The 14,780-nt window shown below is 56.5% G+C and carries 14 protein-coding genes and 1 tRNA gene; 6 read left to right on the top strand and 9 right to left on the bottom strand.

All coding sequences use genetic code 11. The features are described from left to right. The first annotated feature begins 7 nt into the window (after positions 1-7). Positions 8-1,780 (top strand): glutamine--tRNA ligase/YqeY domain fusion protein, encoded by a 1,773-nt coding sequence (locus tag FAY22_RS02080; RefSeq protein ID WP_146328692.1) that lies wholly within the window; start codon positions 8-10, stop codon positions 1,778-1,780. A 326-nt stretch (positions 1,781-2,106) separates the two neighbouring features. Here the strand turns inward: FAY22_RS02080 and FAY22_RS21905 are convergent, their stop codons facing one another. Further along, on the bottom strand, positions 2,107-2,268 hold the full coding sequence (locus FAY22_RS21905) for a hypothetical protein (protein ID WP_168204738.1): 162 nt from the start codon (positions 2,266-2,268) through the stop codon (positions 2,107-2,109). Between the two features lie 69 nt (positions 2,269-2,337). Between FAY22_RS21905 and FAY22_RS02075 the strand changes: the two genes are divergently transcribed. Together FAY22_RS02075 and FAY22_RS02070 are read left to right on the top strand one after the other, a co-directional pair. Next, positions 2,338-3,458, top strand: a protein-coding gene (locus FAY22_RS02075) for an IS3 family transposase (RefSeq protein WP_146333116.1) whose coding sequence is annotated in 2 segments (ribosomal slippage) — positions 2,338-2,581 and positions 2,581-3,458 — 1,122 coding nt in all. Because the reading frame shifts where the segments join, the coding sequence is not laid out codon by codon here. 782 nt (positions 3,459-4,240) lie between these two features. Next, a complete protein-coding gene (locus FAY22_RS02070; protein ID WP_146328691.1) occupies positions 4,241-4,810 on the top strand; it encodes a hypothetical protein in 570 nt (189 codons plus the stop codon). An 82-nt stretch (positions 4,811-4,892) separates the two neighbouring features. Here the strand turns inward: FAY22_RS02070 and FAY22_RS02065 are convergent, their stop codons facing one another. The 3 genes from FAY22_RS02065 to FAY22_RS02055 form a co-directional block, all read right to left on the bottom strand. Then, positions 4,893-6,005 carry an alpha/beta hydrolase gene (locus FAY22_RS02065; protein ID WP_146328690.1) on the bottom strand — a complete coding sequence of 371 codons (1,113 nt, stop codon included), beginning with the start codon at positions 6,003-6,005 and terminating at the stop codon, positions 4,893-4,895. A gap of 180 nt (positions 6,006-6,185) precedes the next feature. After that, the gene (locus tag FAY22_RS02060) at positions 6,186-6,656 is read right to left on the bottom strand and encodes a cytochrome c (RefSeq protein ID WP_210411880.1); all 471 of its coding nucleotides are present in this window, start codon (positions 6,654-6,656) and stop codon (positions 6,186-6,188) included. A 217-nt stretch (positions 6,657-6,873) separates the two neighbouring features. Next, the gene (locus FAY22_RS02055) at positions 6,874-7,569 is read right to left on the bottom strand and encodes a transposase (RefSeq protein WP_146328689.1); all 696 of its coding nucleotides are present in this window, start codon (positions 7,567-7,569) and stop codon (positions 6,874-6,876) included. A gap of 171 nt (positions 7,570-7,740) precedes the next feature. Between FAY22_RS02055 and FAY22_RS02050 the strand changes: the two genes are divergently transcribed. After that, entirely contained in the window at positions 7,741-8,595 is an 855-nt protein-coding gene (locus tag FAY22_RS02050) for an alpha/beta fold hydrolase (RefSeq protein WP_146328688.1), read from the top strand. Here the strand turns inward: FAY22_RS02050 and FAY22_RS02045 are convergent. From FAY22_RS02045 to FAY22_RS02030, 4 genes are all read right to left on the bottom strand, one after another. Next, on the bottom strand, positions 8,550-9,281 hold the full coding sequence (locus FAY22_RS02045) for a 1-acyl-sn-glycerol-3-phosphate acyltransferase (protein WP_146328687.1): 732 nt from the start codon (positions 9,279-9,281) through the stop codon (positions 8,550-8,552). The genes FAY22_RS02050 and FAY22_RS02045 overlap by 46 nt on opposite strands. Positions 9,282-9,587: 306 nt before the next feature. Continuing rightward, positions 9,588-10,031 carry a hypothetical protein gene (locus FAY22_RS02040; RefSeq protein ID WP_246860623.1) on the bottom strand — a complete coding sequence of 148 codons (444 nt, stop codon included), beginning with the start codon at positions 10,029-10,031 and terminating at the stop codon, positions 9,588-9,590. A 109-nt stretch (positions 10,032-10,140) separates the two neighbouring features. Then, positions 10,141-10,335: a hypothetical protein gene (locus tag FAY22_RS02035; RefSeq protein ID WP_146328686.1), complete on the bottom strand. Its 195-nt coding sequence runs from the start codon at positions 10,333-10,335 to the stop codon at positions 10,141-10,143. Between the two features lie 44 nt (positions 10,336-10,379). Beyond that, positions 10,380-11,288, bottom strand: coding sequence for a succinylglutamate desuccinylase/aspartoacylase family protein (locus tag FAY22_RS02030; RefSeq protein ID WP_146328685.1), 909 nt, complete (start codon positions 11,286-11,288; stop codon positions 10,380-10,382). 355 nt (positions 11,289-11,643) lie between these two features. On the opposite strand from FAY22_RS02030, the gene FAY22_RS02025 reads away from it, so the two are divergent. Both FAY22_RS02025 and FAY22_RS02020 read left to right on the top strand, forming a co-directional pair. Continuing rightward, entirely contained in the window at positions 11,644-13,248 is a 1,605-nt protein-coding gene (locus FAY22_RS02025; protein WP_146328684.1) for a hypothetical protein, read from the top strand. A 170-nt stretch (positions 13,249-13,418) separates the two neighbouring features. After that, positions 13,419-13,495 (top strand) — tRNA-Met (locus tag FAY22_RS02020). A gap of 215 nt (positions 13,496-13,710) precedes the next feature. Here the strand turns inward: FAY22_RS02020 and FAY22_RS02015 are convergent. Then, positions 13,711-14,529, bottom strand: a complete 819-nt coding sequence (locus FAY22_RS02015; protein WP_146328683.1) for a DUF2189 domain-containing protein — start codon at positions 14,527-14,529, stop codon at positions 13,711-13,713. Positions 14,530-14,780 lie beyond the last annotated feature (251 nt).

Genomic DNA, 14,780 nt, shown 5'->3' with positions numbered 1-14,780 from the left:
CAAGAACATGAGCAACGATCCGAAAAAAGCTGCCGCAGCCGCCGCGACCGACACCAACGCCCCGGCCTCCAACTTCCTGCGCGGCCTCATCGAAGCCGACCTCGCTTCCGGCAAGTACGCCAACCGCACTGATCCCAACGGCAATGTTCTGCCGTCCGTGATCACCCGTTTCCCGCCGGAGCCCAACGGCTACCTGCACATCGGTCACGCCAAGTCGATCTGCCTGAACTTCGGCCTCGCGCGCGACTTCGGCGGGCGCTGCACGATGCGCTTCGACGACACCAACCCGACCAAGGAAGAACAGGAATACGTCGACACCATCCTCGACGCCGTCCAATGGCTCGGCTTTCACTGGAAGGAGGACAGCGCGAATGGTGAACAATCCCATCTGTACTTCGCCAGCGACTACTTCGACCAGATGTACTTCATGGCCGAGTACCTGATCACCGCCGGCCACGCCTACGTCGACAGCCAGAGCGCCGAAGACATGGCGAAGAACCGCGGCTCGTTCTCCGAGCCGGGCAAGAACTCGCCCTTCCGCGACCGCCCCGCCGAAGAATCGCTCGACCTGTTCCGCCGCATGAAGGCCGGCGAATTCAAGGATGGCGAACACATCCTGCGCGCCAAGATCGACATGGCCTCGCCCAACATGAACATGCGCGACCCGGCGATCTACCGCATCCGCCACGCGCACCACCACCGCACCGGCGACAAGTGGTGCGTGTACCCGATGTACGACTACGCGCACCCGATCGAGGACGCGATCGAAAACGTCACGCATTCGTTCTGCACGCTCGAATTCCAGGACCACCGCCCGTTCTACGACTGGCTGCTGGAGCGCCTGGCCGAAGGCGGCTTTTTCAAGAAACCGCTGCCGGTCCAAACCGAATTCGCGCGCCTGAACCTGACCTACGCGATCACCAGCAAGCGCAAACTGCTGCAACTGGTCGAAGAAAAAATCGTCGACGGCTGGGACGACCCGCGCATGCCCACCATCGTCGGCATCCGCCGCCGCGGCTACACGCCGGAATCGATCCAGCTCTTCTGCGAGCGCATCGGCGTCGCCAAGTCCGACAGCTGGATCGACATGAGCACGCTGGAAGGCGCACTGCGCGACGACCTCGACGCCAAGGCCCCGCGCGCCGTCGCCGTGCTGAAGCCGCTCAAGCTCATCATCGACAACTTCCCCGACAACCTGGTCGACGAATGCAAGGCCCCGGTCCACCCGCACCACCCGGAACGCGGCCAACGCACTTTCCCGCTCACCAAGGAAGTGTGGATCGAGGAAGAAGACTTCATGGAAGTGCCGACCAAGGGCTACTTCCGCTTCTTCCCCGGCAACAAGGTGCGCCTGAAATACGGCTACGTGGTCGAATGCACCGGCTGCGACAAGGATGAAAACGGCAAGGTCATCGCCGTGCACTGCAATTACTTCGCAGATTCCAAGAGCGGCACCGAAGGCAGTGCCAACTACAAGGTCAAGGGCACCATCCCCTGGGTCAGCGTGCAGCACGCGCTGGAAGCGGAAGTGCGCCTGTACGACCGCCTGTTCACCGACCCGAACCCGGATGCCGGCGGCAAGGATTTCAAGCAGTCATTGAATCCGAATGCGAAGGAAGTGATTACCGCCTACCTGGAACAGGGCATGCGGCATGCGCTGCCGGATGAGAAGTTCCAGTTTGAGCGGCATGGGTATTTTGTCGCGGATCGGGTGGATCACTCGGCGACGAAGCCGGTGTTTAATCGGGTGGTGACGTTGAAGGATAGTTGGGGGAAGTAGAAATTTGATCTGCTCCTAGTTGCTGGTTCGAGTCCAGATTGGGGAGCACATCGCTACAGAAATGGGCACCTTTATGGTGCCCATTTTAGTTTCTGCTGCTAGTAAAAACGCCGAGCCAATACAAGTCGTTATGCAACAGGTTTTACAGCGGCACAGGTTTCTTGAAAGAAAGTAAAATCATGTTACTTTTGGTTAAATTTGTATTGATAAGCGCCCTTATAACCGAGGAATCAGCGCGGGCTTTTGGGTGATGCGTTTTATGGTTAATTAATTATGTACAAACAGTACTCCGCGCCAACCTAGCGCCGGCTCTGGCTTTGAACAGTTCAGCGTCCCGCTTTATCAGTCAGGCCATGACGTATAAAACTACTAGGCTTCAGCAAGGTCTGGGGCATCTCACCGTAAATCAACATGGAGAAAAACTTGGCGGAAGAAAAAGACAGCATTGATACACCACTCGCAAAAGCTGCTAACCCTTTGGTGTTCATCTGATGTGCCCCCAATAAAGAGTGCCAATCGGGATCTAGTAAAGTTCGTTTTCGAAAGGGAGAATGAACGTGAAGAAGCGGTTTACCGACGAGCAGATTATTGGATTTCTGAAGCAGGCAGATGCCGGCGTATCGGTCAAAGAGCTGTGTCGACAGCATGGCTTTAGCGATGCATCGTTTTACACCTGGCGCGCCAAATTCGGCGGCATGACGGTGCCGGATGCGAAGCGGCTGCGGGACCTGGAAGCAGAGAATGCCCAGCTCAAGAAACTGTTGGCCGAATCAATGCTGGATGCAGAAGCTCTGAAAGTGGCGTTAGGCCGAAAGCACTGAACCCACAGGCCAAGCGTGAGATGGTCGCAGCGATGCGGGAGAAGACTACGATTTCCGAGCGCCGCGCCTGTCTGCTTGTGGGGCTGTCACGCACTGTCTTGCACTACCAGGGCAAGGCACAACCCGAGAACGAGCAATTGCAGGCTCGCATGGTTGAACTGGCCGGCGAACGCCGCCGCTTTGGCTATCGTCGCCTGCATGCGCTGTTACGACGTGAAGGCATCGAGGCAAATCACAAACGGATCTTTCGTCTTTATCAGGGCGCTGGCCTGGCGGTAAAGCGCCGGCGCAAGCGGCATGGTGTAGCAGTCGAACGGGAGCAACTGGTACTGCCAAGCCGGCCCAATGAAGTATGGTCTATGGATTTCGTCAGCGATGCGCTGGCCAATGGCCGCAGGATCAAGGTGTTGACCATCGTGGACGACTTCACCAAGGAGTCGGTCGACTTGGTGGCTGAGCATGGCATTTCCGGTCACTACGTCGTTCGCGTGCTGGAGCGAGCAGCGCAGTTCCGTGGTTTGCCATCAGCAATCCGAACGGATCAGGGTCCGGAGTTCACCGGCAAGGCATTGGATCAGTGGGCGTATCAGAATGGCGTGCAACTCAAGCTGATTGAGCCGGGCAAGCCAACGCAGAACGCCTACATCGAGAGTTTCAATGGTCGCTTCAGAGATGAATGCCTGAACGACCACTGGTTCACCAGCCTGGCGGAAGCGCGCATTCGAATCGCGGCATGGCGGCGCGATTACAATGAGCATCGGCCGCATAGCGCATTGAACTACCAGACACCAGCCGAATTTGCTGCAAGCTGCCGGACAAACCGGCTGCCAAAGGCCGGCGAGCAGGAAAGAATTTGATGTTTTTAATTGGACTTTGCTAGAAGGCCCCTGGCACTACGAATGGGGGCACATCAGAGGTGCTCAAGCCACACGAAGCCAGCGATTTGAATACCCTTAGGCAAGGGTTTGAGCGGGTATTTCATTGCGAAGATGCTCAATCGGCTAGGAATGTTGTTTTCTTTTGGGCGGTTGATAGGCCTTTTCATCATGAGAGCGGCCACCGCCTCGCTAGCACTATTTCGTACATTGAGATTACAAAGGGAAGTATCGCTCGGCGGTGGCCGTCACGTTATATTAGAAAGATCACTCGCGACAAGAAAACAGCCGAGGGACTTGTAGTACTCGGCCTTGAGCAGCTTGCAAAGTATGACAAGAATTTGAGTTTCTACAGCCAGTTAATTCGCGAACATGGCCCTCTCCGTGTATGGTACGCCGGTCTTGAAGATCTGAACCAGTGCGCGAGAAAGGCGAACCTATCAGAGCTCGGAACGATAAGGGAGTGGGAGCGTATGATGATCAAGACTTACCGTAAGCTGCACGGGAGACGCCCTCTAAAGAACCGGCGGGACTAACATAATCGTGGATACATGGGGTCAGACTCGATTTAACTTCATGTCGAATTCCGGTATATGGGGTCAGACTCGATTTAAAGCTTTAATCGAGTCTGACCCCATATAGTTTTAAGGGCCGATATGTCTACATTGGTCCCGCATCCGAAGCTTCTGGCGACAAAAGCGTCTTGAAAATAATGTAAATTTCGGAAAAGAACTTTTTGGCCGCCATGATCGGAAAAGGAAAGCATGAAGAGACCACTATTCTTGTTGGCTATCGCAACGATGACGGCTGGTTGCCAGACTGCCTTGCGTCCGTATGACGGTGTCCTTGGCTATAGTTCTTCCGCCATGCCGAACGGGCGATTTCTAATTTCGTACACCGATGAATCCCGTGCAAACTGGGATGACATGGAAAAAAGCGCGCATGCCATTTGCGCGCAAACATTAAATGCCACGCAAGAATCTGCACGATTACTGAATCTTAAAAGAGAAGCGTTTTCGCAAAACGTGAATATGGCGTTCATGACCGCACCCGGCAAGCAGGAAAGCGGCGGGCGTGAGCTACAGCTTAAACGGATTACTGCCGAATGCGTCCGGGGTACCCGTGTTACTGAAGCGGAACGCGAAGCGGCGCCCTTGCCGGTGCAAACGCAAAGCAAGGTCTCGCCGCAGCAAAAGGAAAAAGAAAAGCAAGACGATGGATGCCATTGGATTGGCGGCCCCTCCCCCCAAGACCATCTCGGCTGCAAATTCTTTCACGAAGACGAACACCATCCAACGAATATCCCCAGCTCTTTACTGAAGTTTAAGACGTGAAAACGAGCTGTGCCCGAGATATATGGGGTCAGACCCGATTTAACTTCGTCTCGAGTCCTGTCCCATATTTTGCGACGCAAATTCAATTGGGAACGTATGGCTCAGGTGCCGTGCTTGGAGACCGCAATTCACTCAAGACAGGATCCGTAAGCTTTCTCCACTGCGCCTCGAACGGTGGGCGCGTGCCATCGATCAAAACGAGACGCCCGTTTCGTTCTTCTCTCGTCGGCAGAACCTTCCGGTCATAACGCGCCTCGAGCGTCATCGCAAAATCGCGAGTCCAAACGCGATTCCCGATATGCCAGCTGTGGTTCCAAGTGCCAATATGGACGGACTGAGAGTCCGGGTCCAACCGCGCGAAGTAGTCACTGCAATCGACGTTAACCGCCTTCGGATTGGCATTGGCTGTTAGTCCCACCCGCCCGGCTCGCGGCGACGTGCCGAGGCGCTTTGCATTCGACACGGCCAACACATCGTCAAAGCCATTCGAGTAATTGGTGAGCCTCATGATCCTGTCAAACATAGGCTTACACCAGTCACTGTCAATATCCAGACTGTCGGCTGCCACATCTGCACCAATAAAGGCGACCTGCGCCACCCTCCAATCCTTTCGGTAATAGTCACCGATTTTTTGCGCATTGGCGAACGCATCCATGATGACGTACGCCCCAGTCGATTGACCTAAAAGGTGAATGTTTGTTTGGCACTTATATTTATCTTGGCCCTCGACGATCAGGCGTATCCCGTTATCAACGAGGAAGTGTGCAGTCTCAGCGGCTTTACTGCGATCACTCAAATAATTCAGCGTACTATCCCCGCATGGCCAGTCATAAGAGACGACGATGCCGTCCCATCCCTCAATTGCAAGATACTCTTGAAGCGTCTCATGACGATCTCGGATCGTCTCAGGGGTATTGTTGTAGCCATGAACGAATACAAGAACATTGCCCGCCGGCCCTAGCACATGGTCGCCGATGCTGTCCGCAATATCCCGCACCTCCACAAACCATCGCTCTTGCGATATGCGGTCTTCAGGCGTCGGGATTTTTCCTTTTGGGATTCTCAGGAACGAAACGTCACCGATATCCTCGCCGAATTCCCCATTCACGATGTTTCGCGCACTGATGTAGTAATTGAATGAAGCGGCCGTTTCGATGCCCACGGCAGGGCCGTTGGCCGTTTTCGCTGTCGCCATGTTTATTCCTTTTTATTCTTCGACGGCCAATGCTTCGGGCATTGGCTGCCCAAATGGGATAGCAAACAGATGGAATCAGACTCGACTTAACGTTTAATCGAGTCTGACCCCAAATTTTTAATGACGCGAAGGATCATGCGCGGAGCGCGCCCTATACTCATTTACGGCTTGCGATGCGAATCACTTCGACTGCATCCGATTCAGATAATCGACGAGGGCAAGAATCCGCTGGCGCACGAACAGCTCGGGATCATATGGCACATCGACGAAATATTCCGCGGCTTTTGCCTGGTAATCGCGTCCCCAGATGGGCATATCCGCCGTACCATGGCTCTTCACTGGCTGACGGCCGTCGATGATCGAGTACACGCGTTCTACAGGAAACACGCCACCATTTTTCTTTGCCAGCTGTGTCAGGTCCGGCGGGGTGCTCTTGAGAAATTCGACGTACGCACCACCTTTCCCGTTGGCCCCATGACAAGCTATGCAATTCGATTCGTACTCCCGCTTTCCGAGGTCGACCTTGTCTGCCGCCGACGCGATGGGAGCGCTTGCGCCGGCAACGGACATCAACACCCATGCTGCTACCGAATGCATTTTCATCTTGTTCTCCTTGGTTTGAACGATGACGGCCTTTTCCGAACATGCCATTTATACGCCGGGGCCAGTCCTCACCGGTTTGCGGGGAATCAAGGATCGGGGCGTAACTAGTGATACATGCAACCTGACTTTCCCAATAACGTGGCCTGTTTCCAATTCCCTGCAAGAGGGACATCGAACTCGAACGGGGTCAGGTCTTGCAATGCAATATTTGCCGCGTTGCTTGCGCCATTCATAATTGCTCCTGATGTATGGGGGGCAGGCTCGATCAAACCGCTTCTGTCCTTTTCTTCCGCCCCTTCGGCAACGGCATCGCCCGACGCTCAGCCAGGCGAGCGATCTTTTCCTGAAAATGCCCTTGGCCCAATACCCAGCCCTTGTTCGTGGAGTTGCGGATCACATCAAGCAATTGCGTATCCATTGGTGCCTTGACGAGTTCACGATACGCAGCCCGGCGCTCGCGCTCGTCTTCGGCCAAGCTTCTATATAACGCGTGCGGATGATGTAATGGGTCGCCCCTGCCTTCCGCATTGGCACGATAGCTAGACCAGGGATAGTCTCGTGGATGTGCAACCATTCCTGCTCGTACCGGGTTGAGCTCGATATAACGCATGCATTCGAACAGATAATTTTCGGCATCCACCGCCGTCGCGCGGTACCGCCCCTCCCACAAGGTGCCGCTGCGCTTGTAACGATGGTTGAAGTACTGGACGTAGCGGCGTCCGACGCTTTGCATCGTCTTCGGCGCGCTCTCCTCAGAGCCGGGTGAAGCGAGCAAATGCACGTGATTGGTCATGAAGACATAGGCGTGAATCGCCAGGCGGTGGCGGCAGGCCGCGCCCAACAACGATTCCTTGAAAAACCCGCAGTCTTCGTCATTGCCGAAGATGGGTTCGCGATTATTCCCCCGCAAAATGATATGGAGAGGAACGCCTTGGACGAAGTAACGGGGAAGACGGGCCATGAGGAGGCACATCGTACGTTCCCTCGGCGACTCGATATTGAGTCACAACAAGAGCGGGTCTATATCGAGTCTGACCCCATATAGCGTGTATAGCGTGAATAAACGCGCTTGCAATTCCGCTGGCCGTCCGCATCTGTAAGGTCGAGTCCTGTGTGCCGTCGAGGCACTACGATGCAGGATTCTTCATTACATTGGAAACAATTCACTCCCGGCATGCATTCCGAACTCCGCTATCGATTCCGCAAAGTAAAAAGAGGTGCTCTGGCAAGGCTGGCATTGTTGTCTTCCCGTTTCGATCCGATGCTAAAGACGGCGGAGTCGCTGCTCAGGATGGAATACCCGGGAGATTCGTCGAACAAGAATTTGATCGTTTTCCTGCCGGGCATTGGCGATCTGGCGGAAGACTTTGAGAGGAACGGCTTCATTGCCGACCTGCGGCATTATGGCATTACCGCCGACGCCGTGGCGGTCGATGCCCACTATGGTTACTACGCGTCGCGCGCCATTCACGCGAGAATTGCGGAAGATGTGGTCGATGCCGCGCAGGAGGCCGGCTATGAGCGAATCTGGCTGGCTGGTATCTCCCTCGGCGGATTCGGCGCTTCATCCTTCGCGGCATTAACGTCGTCCCGATTGTCCGGCTTGCTGCTGCTGGCGCCATACCTGGGAAACGGCGAACTGGTGAATGAAATCGCCTCGGCTGGAGGCGTCCGGCAATGGAAGCCGGGCATCGTGCGGGCGGAAGACTACCCGCGCGCGGTGTGGGCATGGCTGAAGGAAAACTGTGCGCAGCAACAGCCGCCGTTGCCGATCTATCTCGGCTATGGCGCAGAAGACATGTTTGCCGATGCAAACGCGCTGCTTGCCGATGTCTTGCCAGAATCGCAGGTGTACTCGGTCCGCGGCGGACACAACTGGGCGACATGGAAAAAGCTTTGGCCGCACATACTCGCTGGGAGCAGGGCAATGATCGAGGCGCCCTACGCTCCGGCGTCTTCTTCACCGGTGAGCGGCAACATCGCCTGATGCGCTGCCATGCGTAATTGCAGTTCCTGCAGCGCATCGACGCCGTGTGGTGGAAGAACCGGTCCGATTTCAAGTTCAATCGCAGTGCGGCGGGGCAGCCATGTTCCCGGCCTCAGTGCTTTACGCGCGCCGCGCAGTCCCGCCACGACGATCGGAACGTCTTCGGCAATGGCTGCAATGAACGCGCCGGAGTGAAAGGCTTTCAATCCCGTTTCAGGGGCAAAACCCCCTTCGGGAAACACGATCAGGCTTTTCCCATGCCGGAGCGCCGCTTTCAGAAGGTCCACATTGGTCGCGTCATTGTGATGGCTGCGGTTCAGCACCACCGTTCCCAAGCCCCTGAGTAGCGGGTAGAGCAAGCCCTGGCTGGCATATTGCTGCCGCACGACGAATGCATATCCCGGCCGTGCCGGCAGAAGCGCGGTAAGTGCCAAGCCGTCCACGAAACTTGCGTGATTTACCAGCAGTATATGTTGTGTGTGAGGTAACCGTTCCATGCCGTATGCGGAAACGGGCATCCCTGCCAACCGAAAAAGCAGGCGTGTCCCGGCACGCGCAACAAGCCGTCCGTGCCGTGGCGACTGTAATAGACTGACCAGGCTGCCGAATGAAAGCATGACCAGCGCAAAGACAAGCCATGCATAGCATCCGTAGCTCCATGCTGCAAATAATCGTCGTCGTTTCATGGCGTGCGGGTAAATGCGGCGGATATACCGCCGACTAATGCATATGGTGCACTATGGCGTCATGTCCTTTCTGCGCCAGAACCAGATAACGAACGATTTAAGGCAAAGACCAAGGAAGAAAAATTGACGAAGGATGAATTCGAGGCGCTCGCCCGGGGGCATCGAGTCGGACGCCGCAGCGTTCCTGAGCAGAAAACGGTTGATCGCGCCGATGACAGCCGGGGAAGGATTCGACGTGACCGAACGCGGACGCGGATCGCTGGCTGATACTGATGCGAGGGAAAGCAAGCCGAGGAAGGCCGGCCGTTACTTCACGCCCAATTTTTTCATCAGTGCATCGAATTCAGCTTGGGCACGAGGATCCATCGTTGCATCGCCGGATGCAGCAGCATGGGCTTCATCGTCTTCATACGTTTCCGCAAGATTTTTCCATCCCCTGCTCGCCGCGAAATGGCCGAACTCTTCGGGTGCTTCGAGAACGATCAGCTTGTCGTCCTGCTGGCCGGGATCGCCAGCACCGAAATCCGGGCCGTCGTAGCCGAGCGTGTGCAGCCTTCCCAGGATCTGTCGGATGACGACCGGATCTTCGTAGAGCAGATCGTCTTCCATGGACGCGTCCAGGTCGACATAAACGTCGATGATGCCGTAGCCTTCATCGTAGATGCGGATCGCGCGGACTTCCCATGTCCGCCCCAGGGAGTCATTAATGCGGAACGGGCCGCTCAGCTGGATGACGTTTTCGTTGTCCATGCCCAAGGGTACACCAACAAAGGGATATGGGGTCAGACTCGATAAAGTTTTATGTCGAGTCTGACCCCATGTAGTTCTGTCGAGTCTGACCCCATATAGTTCCGCGTTTTCACGATTCCTCGTCGTCTTGCGGCTGTACGCGGGAAATCCTGTTAAGCCGGAATGACGATACGCCGAGCAGAATAAGCCCAAGCACCCAGAACACTGGAACCCGTTCAAAAAGGCCAAACACCAATAGACCGGTGCCTATCCAGATCCCGGCCATGAATTGCTTGCGCAACTGTTCAAGCTTTTCACGTTTCATGCGCGATCACGCCTGCTGCGTGCCAATGGCGTCGGGTCTTGCAATCACGCCTCCGCCGACGGAAATGTCCCCTCGGTTCCGAAAAAGAACCATTCATCGCCCGTCGCTGCACTCGCCTTGGGCAAAATGATGTGTCCGTCCTCCGGCGCGACCAGTTCGCCCTTGGCGCCGCTGACAATGGCTTCGCCGCGCGCAACGCGATCGAAGTGCTGCCACGGCTTCACGAAGGTGCACTCTGCCTCCTTGTAGAAGACGCTTTTCATCCAGACGCAACGTTGCGATTCAGCCGCAACGCCGACGTCCAGCGAGCGTGCCGCTTCGCAATCGGGAGCAAGCATCTCGAGATGCGCCAGCGCCCGGAGAATGGCGCGATAGCCGACATCGGCCGCATCGGCGTTGTGGTGGTGCCCGCATTCGAGCGTGACCGCCAGCGCACCGTTGGCACGCGCATATTCGGTCGTTCCCTGCGATTCCTTGTCGCCGCCTTTGCCGCCGCTGCCGAACGCCTCGGACCATCCACAGACGAAATCGCGCACGCCGAGCGCGCGCGCAAAAGCGACCTCCTCCGGCCGTGACTGCGACCCGCCGAGAAAGACGAACGGGCCGCCTTGCGAGGCGTAGGAATGCAGATCGAGCAGCACGTCGGCGCTGTCGAGAAAGCTGCAAATGACGGGATCGAGATGATCCTCGTAGTGCCGTTTCTCTTCCTTGGGATAGAGATAGCGGTTCAGGTTGCGCTCGACGAAACGCGTTTTTTGCGCGTAGGCGCGCGGATTGGCAACCGGGATTACTTGCAGGGTGCCGCGCTGCAGGGCGACGGCGCCGCTATCGAGATCGGACAACAGCTTCGTGGTGGCGGCCGGCCCGCAGTATTCGTTGCCGTGCACGCCGCCCATAATAGCGAGCGTCTTGCCGGGTGCCAGAGAATGGTGAAAGACGGTTTTTACAGTCATGACGTTACAGAAACTAAGAGGATGCGAGGTAAGAGATTATAAAAAGGAAGTCTCTCATGCCGTGCTGCAAACCTCAATCGACTGCCGGCGGGGCGTGCGTCTCGCGTGCCATTTCCATGTCTGCCTGCGGCATTTGCGTTGCAGCCGAAGGAGACCAACGCATAGATGTGGCGTCATGCTCTAAAGGTTTTATGTCGAGTCTGTCCCCATAAATTCCAATGAAACGCAGCCGATGCGTGAAGATAGCAACAGTATCGCAAGCGTCCCTCGGTCAACTGACCACGCCAAATTTTCTTATGGGAAAATGCCGTTTCCCATGGCTTCCACGTGGCACTGATTTACCTAAAGGACAACAATGGCAATCCGAAAGCTCCTGATCACTATTAGCACCTTCGCTCTTTTGGGCTGTGCCACTCCACAGGAAATGCTTGGCTGGGCAAAAGACGTTCCTTTCACGCTGACCGAAGCAGACAAGAGTGAGTTCGCAACGTCCGGGCCCCTGTTCTCGAAAGGCATCGAACAGGTCACATTTAGCGCGGCCAAAGTCTGCCTGGGTTGCGGCGACTTCTCGGATACGAATGGAATCGGCATGGACCATCTGACCGGCCGCATCAAACGCGACTACCCGGCGCTGCTGCGCGAACAGCTTGTGCAATCCCCGCTGTTTTCTTCCGCAGTCCGCAGCCTGATCATGCGGGCGACGCTAATGGCGCTGGACCAGAAGAGTTCGGTCGGCGCCGACGCAGAACGGAAGCACCCGATGAGTTCGGGGGCGGTCCTGACCACGAAAGTCTCGATCCAATACGAATTGCTGGATGGCGGCCAGACGGTGGGCAGCTGGCTGGTCACGACCTCGGCACAGTCAAACAGCATTGTCGCAAGCACCAGGCTGACCGAGAACATCGACGGGGCGCTCAAGCGCAACCTGCGTGCGCTGCTGCTGCGTATCGTGGCGGACAACAGCCCGCCTGACAGCGCACGAGCAAGTAAAGCCTTGGCGGCCCTGCATAGCGAAGTTGACAGCAAGCGAATTGCGCTGGGGTACCTGGCATACGGGACCAGCAAAGTCGTTTCGACCACGGCCAGCGTCGCGGGCGCTACCCTTACTGCGGTGGCGCAGAACAGTGGCGCCATTGCCGATGGACTGAACGCGACGGCGGGACGATTGGAGGCGTCGAACCGCGCGTATAACAACAGCTACACACAGGCGCTCGTCGCCGGTCGCCCGCAGACGAGTGCCAGCTCCCCCGCCTCGCGCTCCGACAGCCAGAACAATGCCGCAGCCCCTGCGTCCAGTTCGCTAGTTGCGGCGAGTTCGACCACACCTGTGGCCGGGGCACAGGCGGCCCCATCATCGAAGTCTCCCCAGCCAGCGACGTCCTCGCCAGCAAAGGCCACTCAACTCGCGTCAGCAGACAAGGCGCCGGCATCCGCACGAGAAGCGGAGCGCCTGGCCGAGCAAAAGCGCAAGGAACAGGAAACGCTGCAGATCGAGGAAAAGCGGCGTAAGGATCTGCAAGAGAAGGCGCAGCAAGAAGAAAAAAGGAAACAGCAGCTAGCGCAAGAAAAGGCCGGCCGCCAAAAGAAAGAAGAACAAGAAAAGGCAGAAAACCGTCTCAAGGAAGGTTGTTTCGTTCCTCCGCGTTATCCGGTTCAGTGCGTGGTGGTGGATAAAACAAGAATGCACAAGGACGAATTCACTGTCACTTATCGCAATAATTGCGAAGGGCGCGTATATGCAGGCTTCTGCAATATGCAGAAAGACGGCGGTGCGGATTGCGGAGCAGATGGAATCAGACAGGGAGGAACGATGAGCTGGCATACCTATAATGCTACCGGGGCGTATGCCTATAAATACACAGGTTCAAGAAAGATGGACTATGACTGGGTCTGCGCCGATGAAAATCACGATCCGGAATTTCATCGTCAGAATTTGAAGCGCGAACTGGGGGCCAAGTAACTGGTTTCGGAAAAGATATGGGTTCAAAGATATTGGGGTCAGACTCGATTAGTCCTGATATCTTGGCTCTGACCCCGATTTTTATCCCGAGATTTGCACGACCTCGTTGTTACGCTTACTCATTTTTCTTGCATTGCAGCACGATCACCGGTAGACTTCGCTCCCTCAGACGCGGGGTGGAGCAGTCTGGCAGCTCGTCGGGCTCATAACCCGAAGGTCACAGGTTCAAATCCTGTCCCCGCAACCAGATAACAACAAAAGGCCCGGCGCATGCAGCCGGGCCTTTTGTTTTGTCATCGCGCCATATAAAACGGGGCGGATTTGATTAGCCCCCCCATCAGGCCGCCCCTTCGGCAAGCGCGCCGCTGCCGCTCAGCCAAGTTCTCTCTTTTTCAGAAAACGCCCGCAATGGGTATGGTGCAGACGCTATTTCATGCTTTGTCGCGCCTGCCCCCCCGCGAATCAGCTCGTCTTGCCCGGTTCAGCGACCAGGTCGCGGTACGCGTACCAAGTCGCATGCCCGATCAGGGGCGCGGTCAGCAATAGCGGGATGAAGGACAGGGCCAGGCTGGCGCCGATGACTGCCACGATCAGCGCAGCCCACAGGTACAGCGGCACGATGTTGTCCCGCAGGGCGCGCACGCTCGTAAACAGCGCGATCATCGTGTCGGTCTTCCGATCCAGCATGAGCGGCACCGATACCACCGAGATCGCGAATGCAATCGAGGCAAACACAAAACCGACGCCAAACCAGGCGATCACGAACGGCATGTTCGTCATCGAGAAGATCTGAACGATCATCCCGTGCATGGTCGGAAAATCGCGGGTGGAAAACAGCGCAAAGATCACGACCGAGACACGTGCCCATATGACCATCAGGAAGGTCAGGATTGCAGCGAAGAAACCGACCGACGCCGGGTTATCCTTCCAGCAGAAAAGAGACGCCGTCAGGCTCGGCTTCTCGCCTCGGTCGCGCTGGCGCGACAGGCAGTAAATACCGCAGAAAAGGAATGGCCCGACCAGGAAGAAACCGGCGGTCAGGCCCATGGTCAGTTGCCAACGGGTTTCATACACCGCCGCGATGGCAAAGCCCATCAGCATGAACATCAGGCCGTAGAAGGAAGCGCGCAGCCGCGTCGCTCGCATGTCCTTCAAGCCTGCGGCGAGCCACCGGAATGGCGCACCTGCGCCGACGGAGCGGATGTCAGGCATCAGCGAAGCGTCGGAAATCTGCGCGGAAGCAGGCGGATCGGACGGTGGGGTGTGCACTACCTCTGCCATGAATGTCTCCTGATGTCTGTCCTGTATTCCGGATTGTGTCGACAGACTGTGGGAGCAGAGGCGGGAAATGTCAATTTGCAGTGCGAAAAAATGCGCTGGACGCCGTGCTACACAACGCCATGCAGTTTTGATGCGGAGCGGAAAAGCGCAGTAATGAGCGTTGAATTACTTCGTGTCGTAGAAGGAAATACGCTGGCAGTCGGCCGCGCGTACCGCAACGGAAGGGCCACCGTAGAAACGAGGGACGCTGA

It is taken from the genome of Noviherbaspirillum sp. UKPF54 (assembly GCF_007874125.1).
GTDB lineage: Bacteria > Pseudomonadota > Gammaproteobacteria > Burkholderiales > Burkholderiaceae_D > Noviherbaspirillum.
This window is presented reverse-complemented; position numbering and strand designations above follow the sequence as displayed.

Coding starts and splice junctions, on each gene's coding strand:
- FAY22_RS02035 (WP_146328686.1), bottom strand. CDS start 10,335: ATGAAACGTGAAAAGCTTGAACAGTTGCGCAAGCAATTCATGGCCGGG.
- FAY22_RS02050 (WP_146328688.1), top strand. CDS start 7,741: ATGCAGGATTCTTCATTACATTGGAAACAATTCACTCCCGGCATGCAT.
- FAY22_RS02070 (WP_146328691.1), top strand. CDS start 4,241: ATGAAGAGACCACTATTCTTGTTGGCTATCGCAACGATGACGGCTGGT.
- FAY22_RS02030 (WP_146328685.1), bottom strand. CDS start 11,288: ATGACTGTAAAAACCGTCTTTCACCATTCTCTGGCACCCGGCAAGACG.
- FAY22_RS02060 (WP_210411880.1), bottom strand. CDS start 6,656: ATGGCATGTTCGGAAAAGGCCGTCATCGTTCAAACCAAGGAGAACAAG.
- FAY22_RS21905 (WP_168204738.1), bottom strand. CDS start 2,268: ATGAACACCAAAGGGTTAGCAGCTTTTGCGAGTGGTGTATCAATGCTG.
- FAY22_RS02065 (WP_146328690.1), bottom strand. CDS start 6,005: ATGGCGACAGCGAAAACGGCCAACGGCCCTGCCGTGGGCATCGAAACG.
- FAY22_RS02080 (WP_146328692.1), top strand. CDS start 8: ATGAGCAACGATCCGAAAAAAGCTGCCGCAGCCGCCGCGACCGACACC.
- FAY22_RS02015 (WP_146328683.1), bottom strand. CDS start 14,529: ATGGCAGAGGTAGTGCACACCCCACCGTCCGATCCGCCTGCTTCCGCG.
- FAY22_RS02055 (WP_146328689.1), bottom strand. CDS start 7,569: ATGGCCCGTCTTCCCCGTTACTTCGTCCAAGGCGTTCCTCTCCATATC.
- FAY22_RS02025 (WP_146328684.1), top strand. CDS start 11,644: ATGGCAATCCGAAAGCTCCTGATCACTATTAGCACCTTCGCTCTTTTG.
- FAY22_RS02045 (WP_146328687.1), bottom strand. CDS start 9,281: ATGAAACGACGACGATTATTTGCAGCATGGAGCTACGGATGCTATGCA.
- FAY22_RS02040 (WP_246860623.1), bottom strand. CDS start 10,031: ATGGACAACGAAAACGTCATCCAGCTGAGCGGCCCGTTCCGCATTAAT.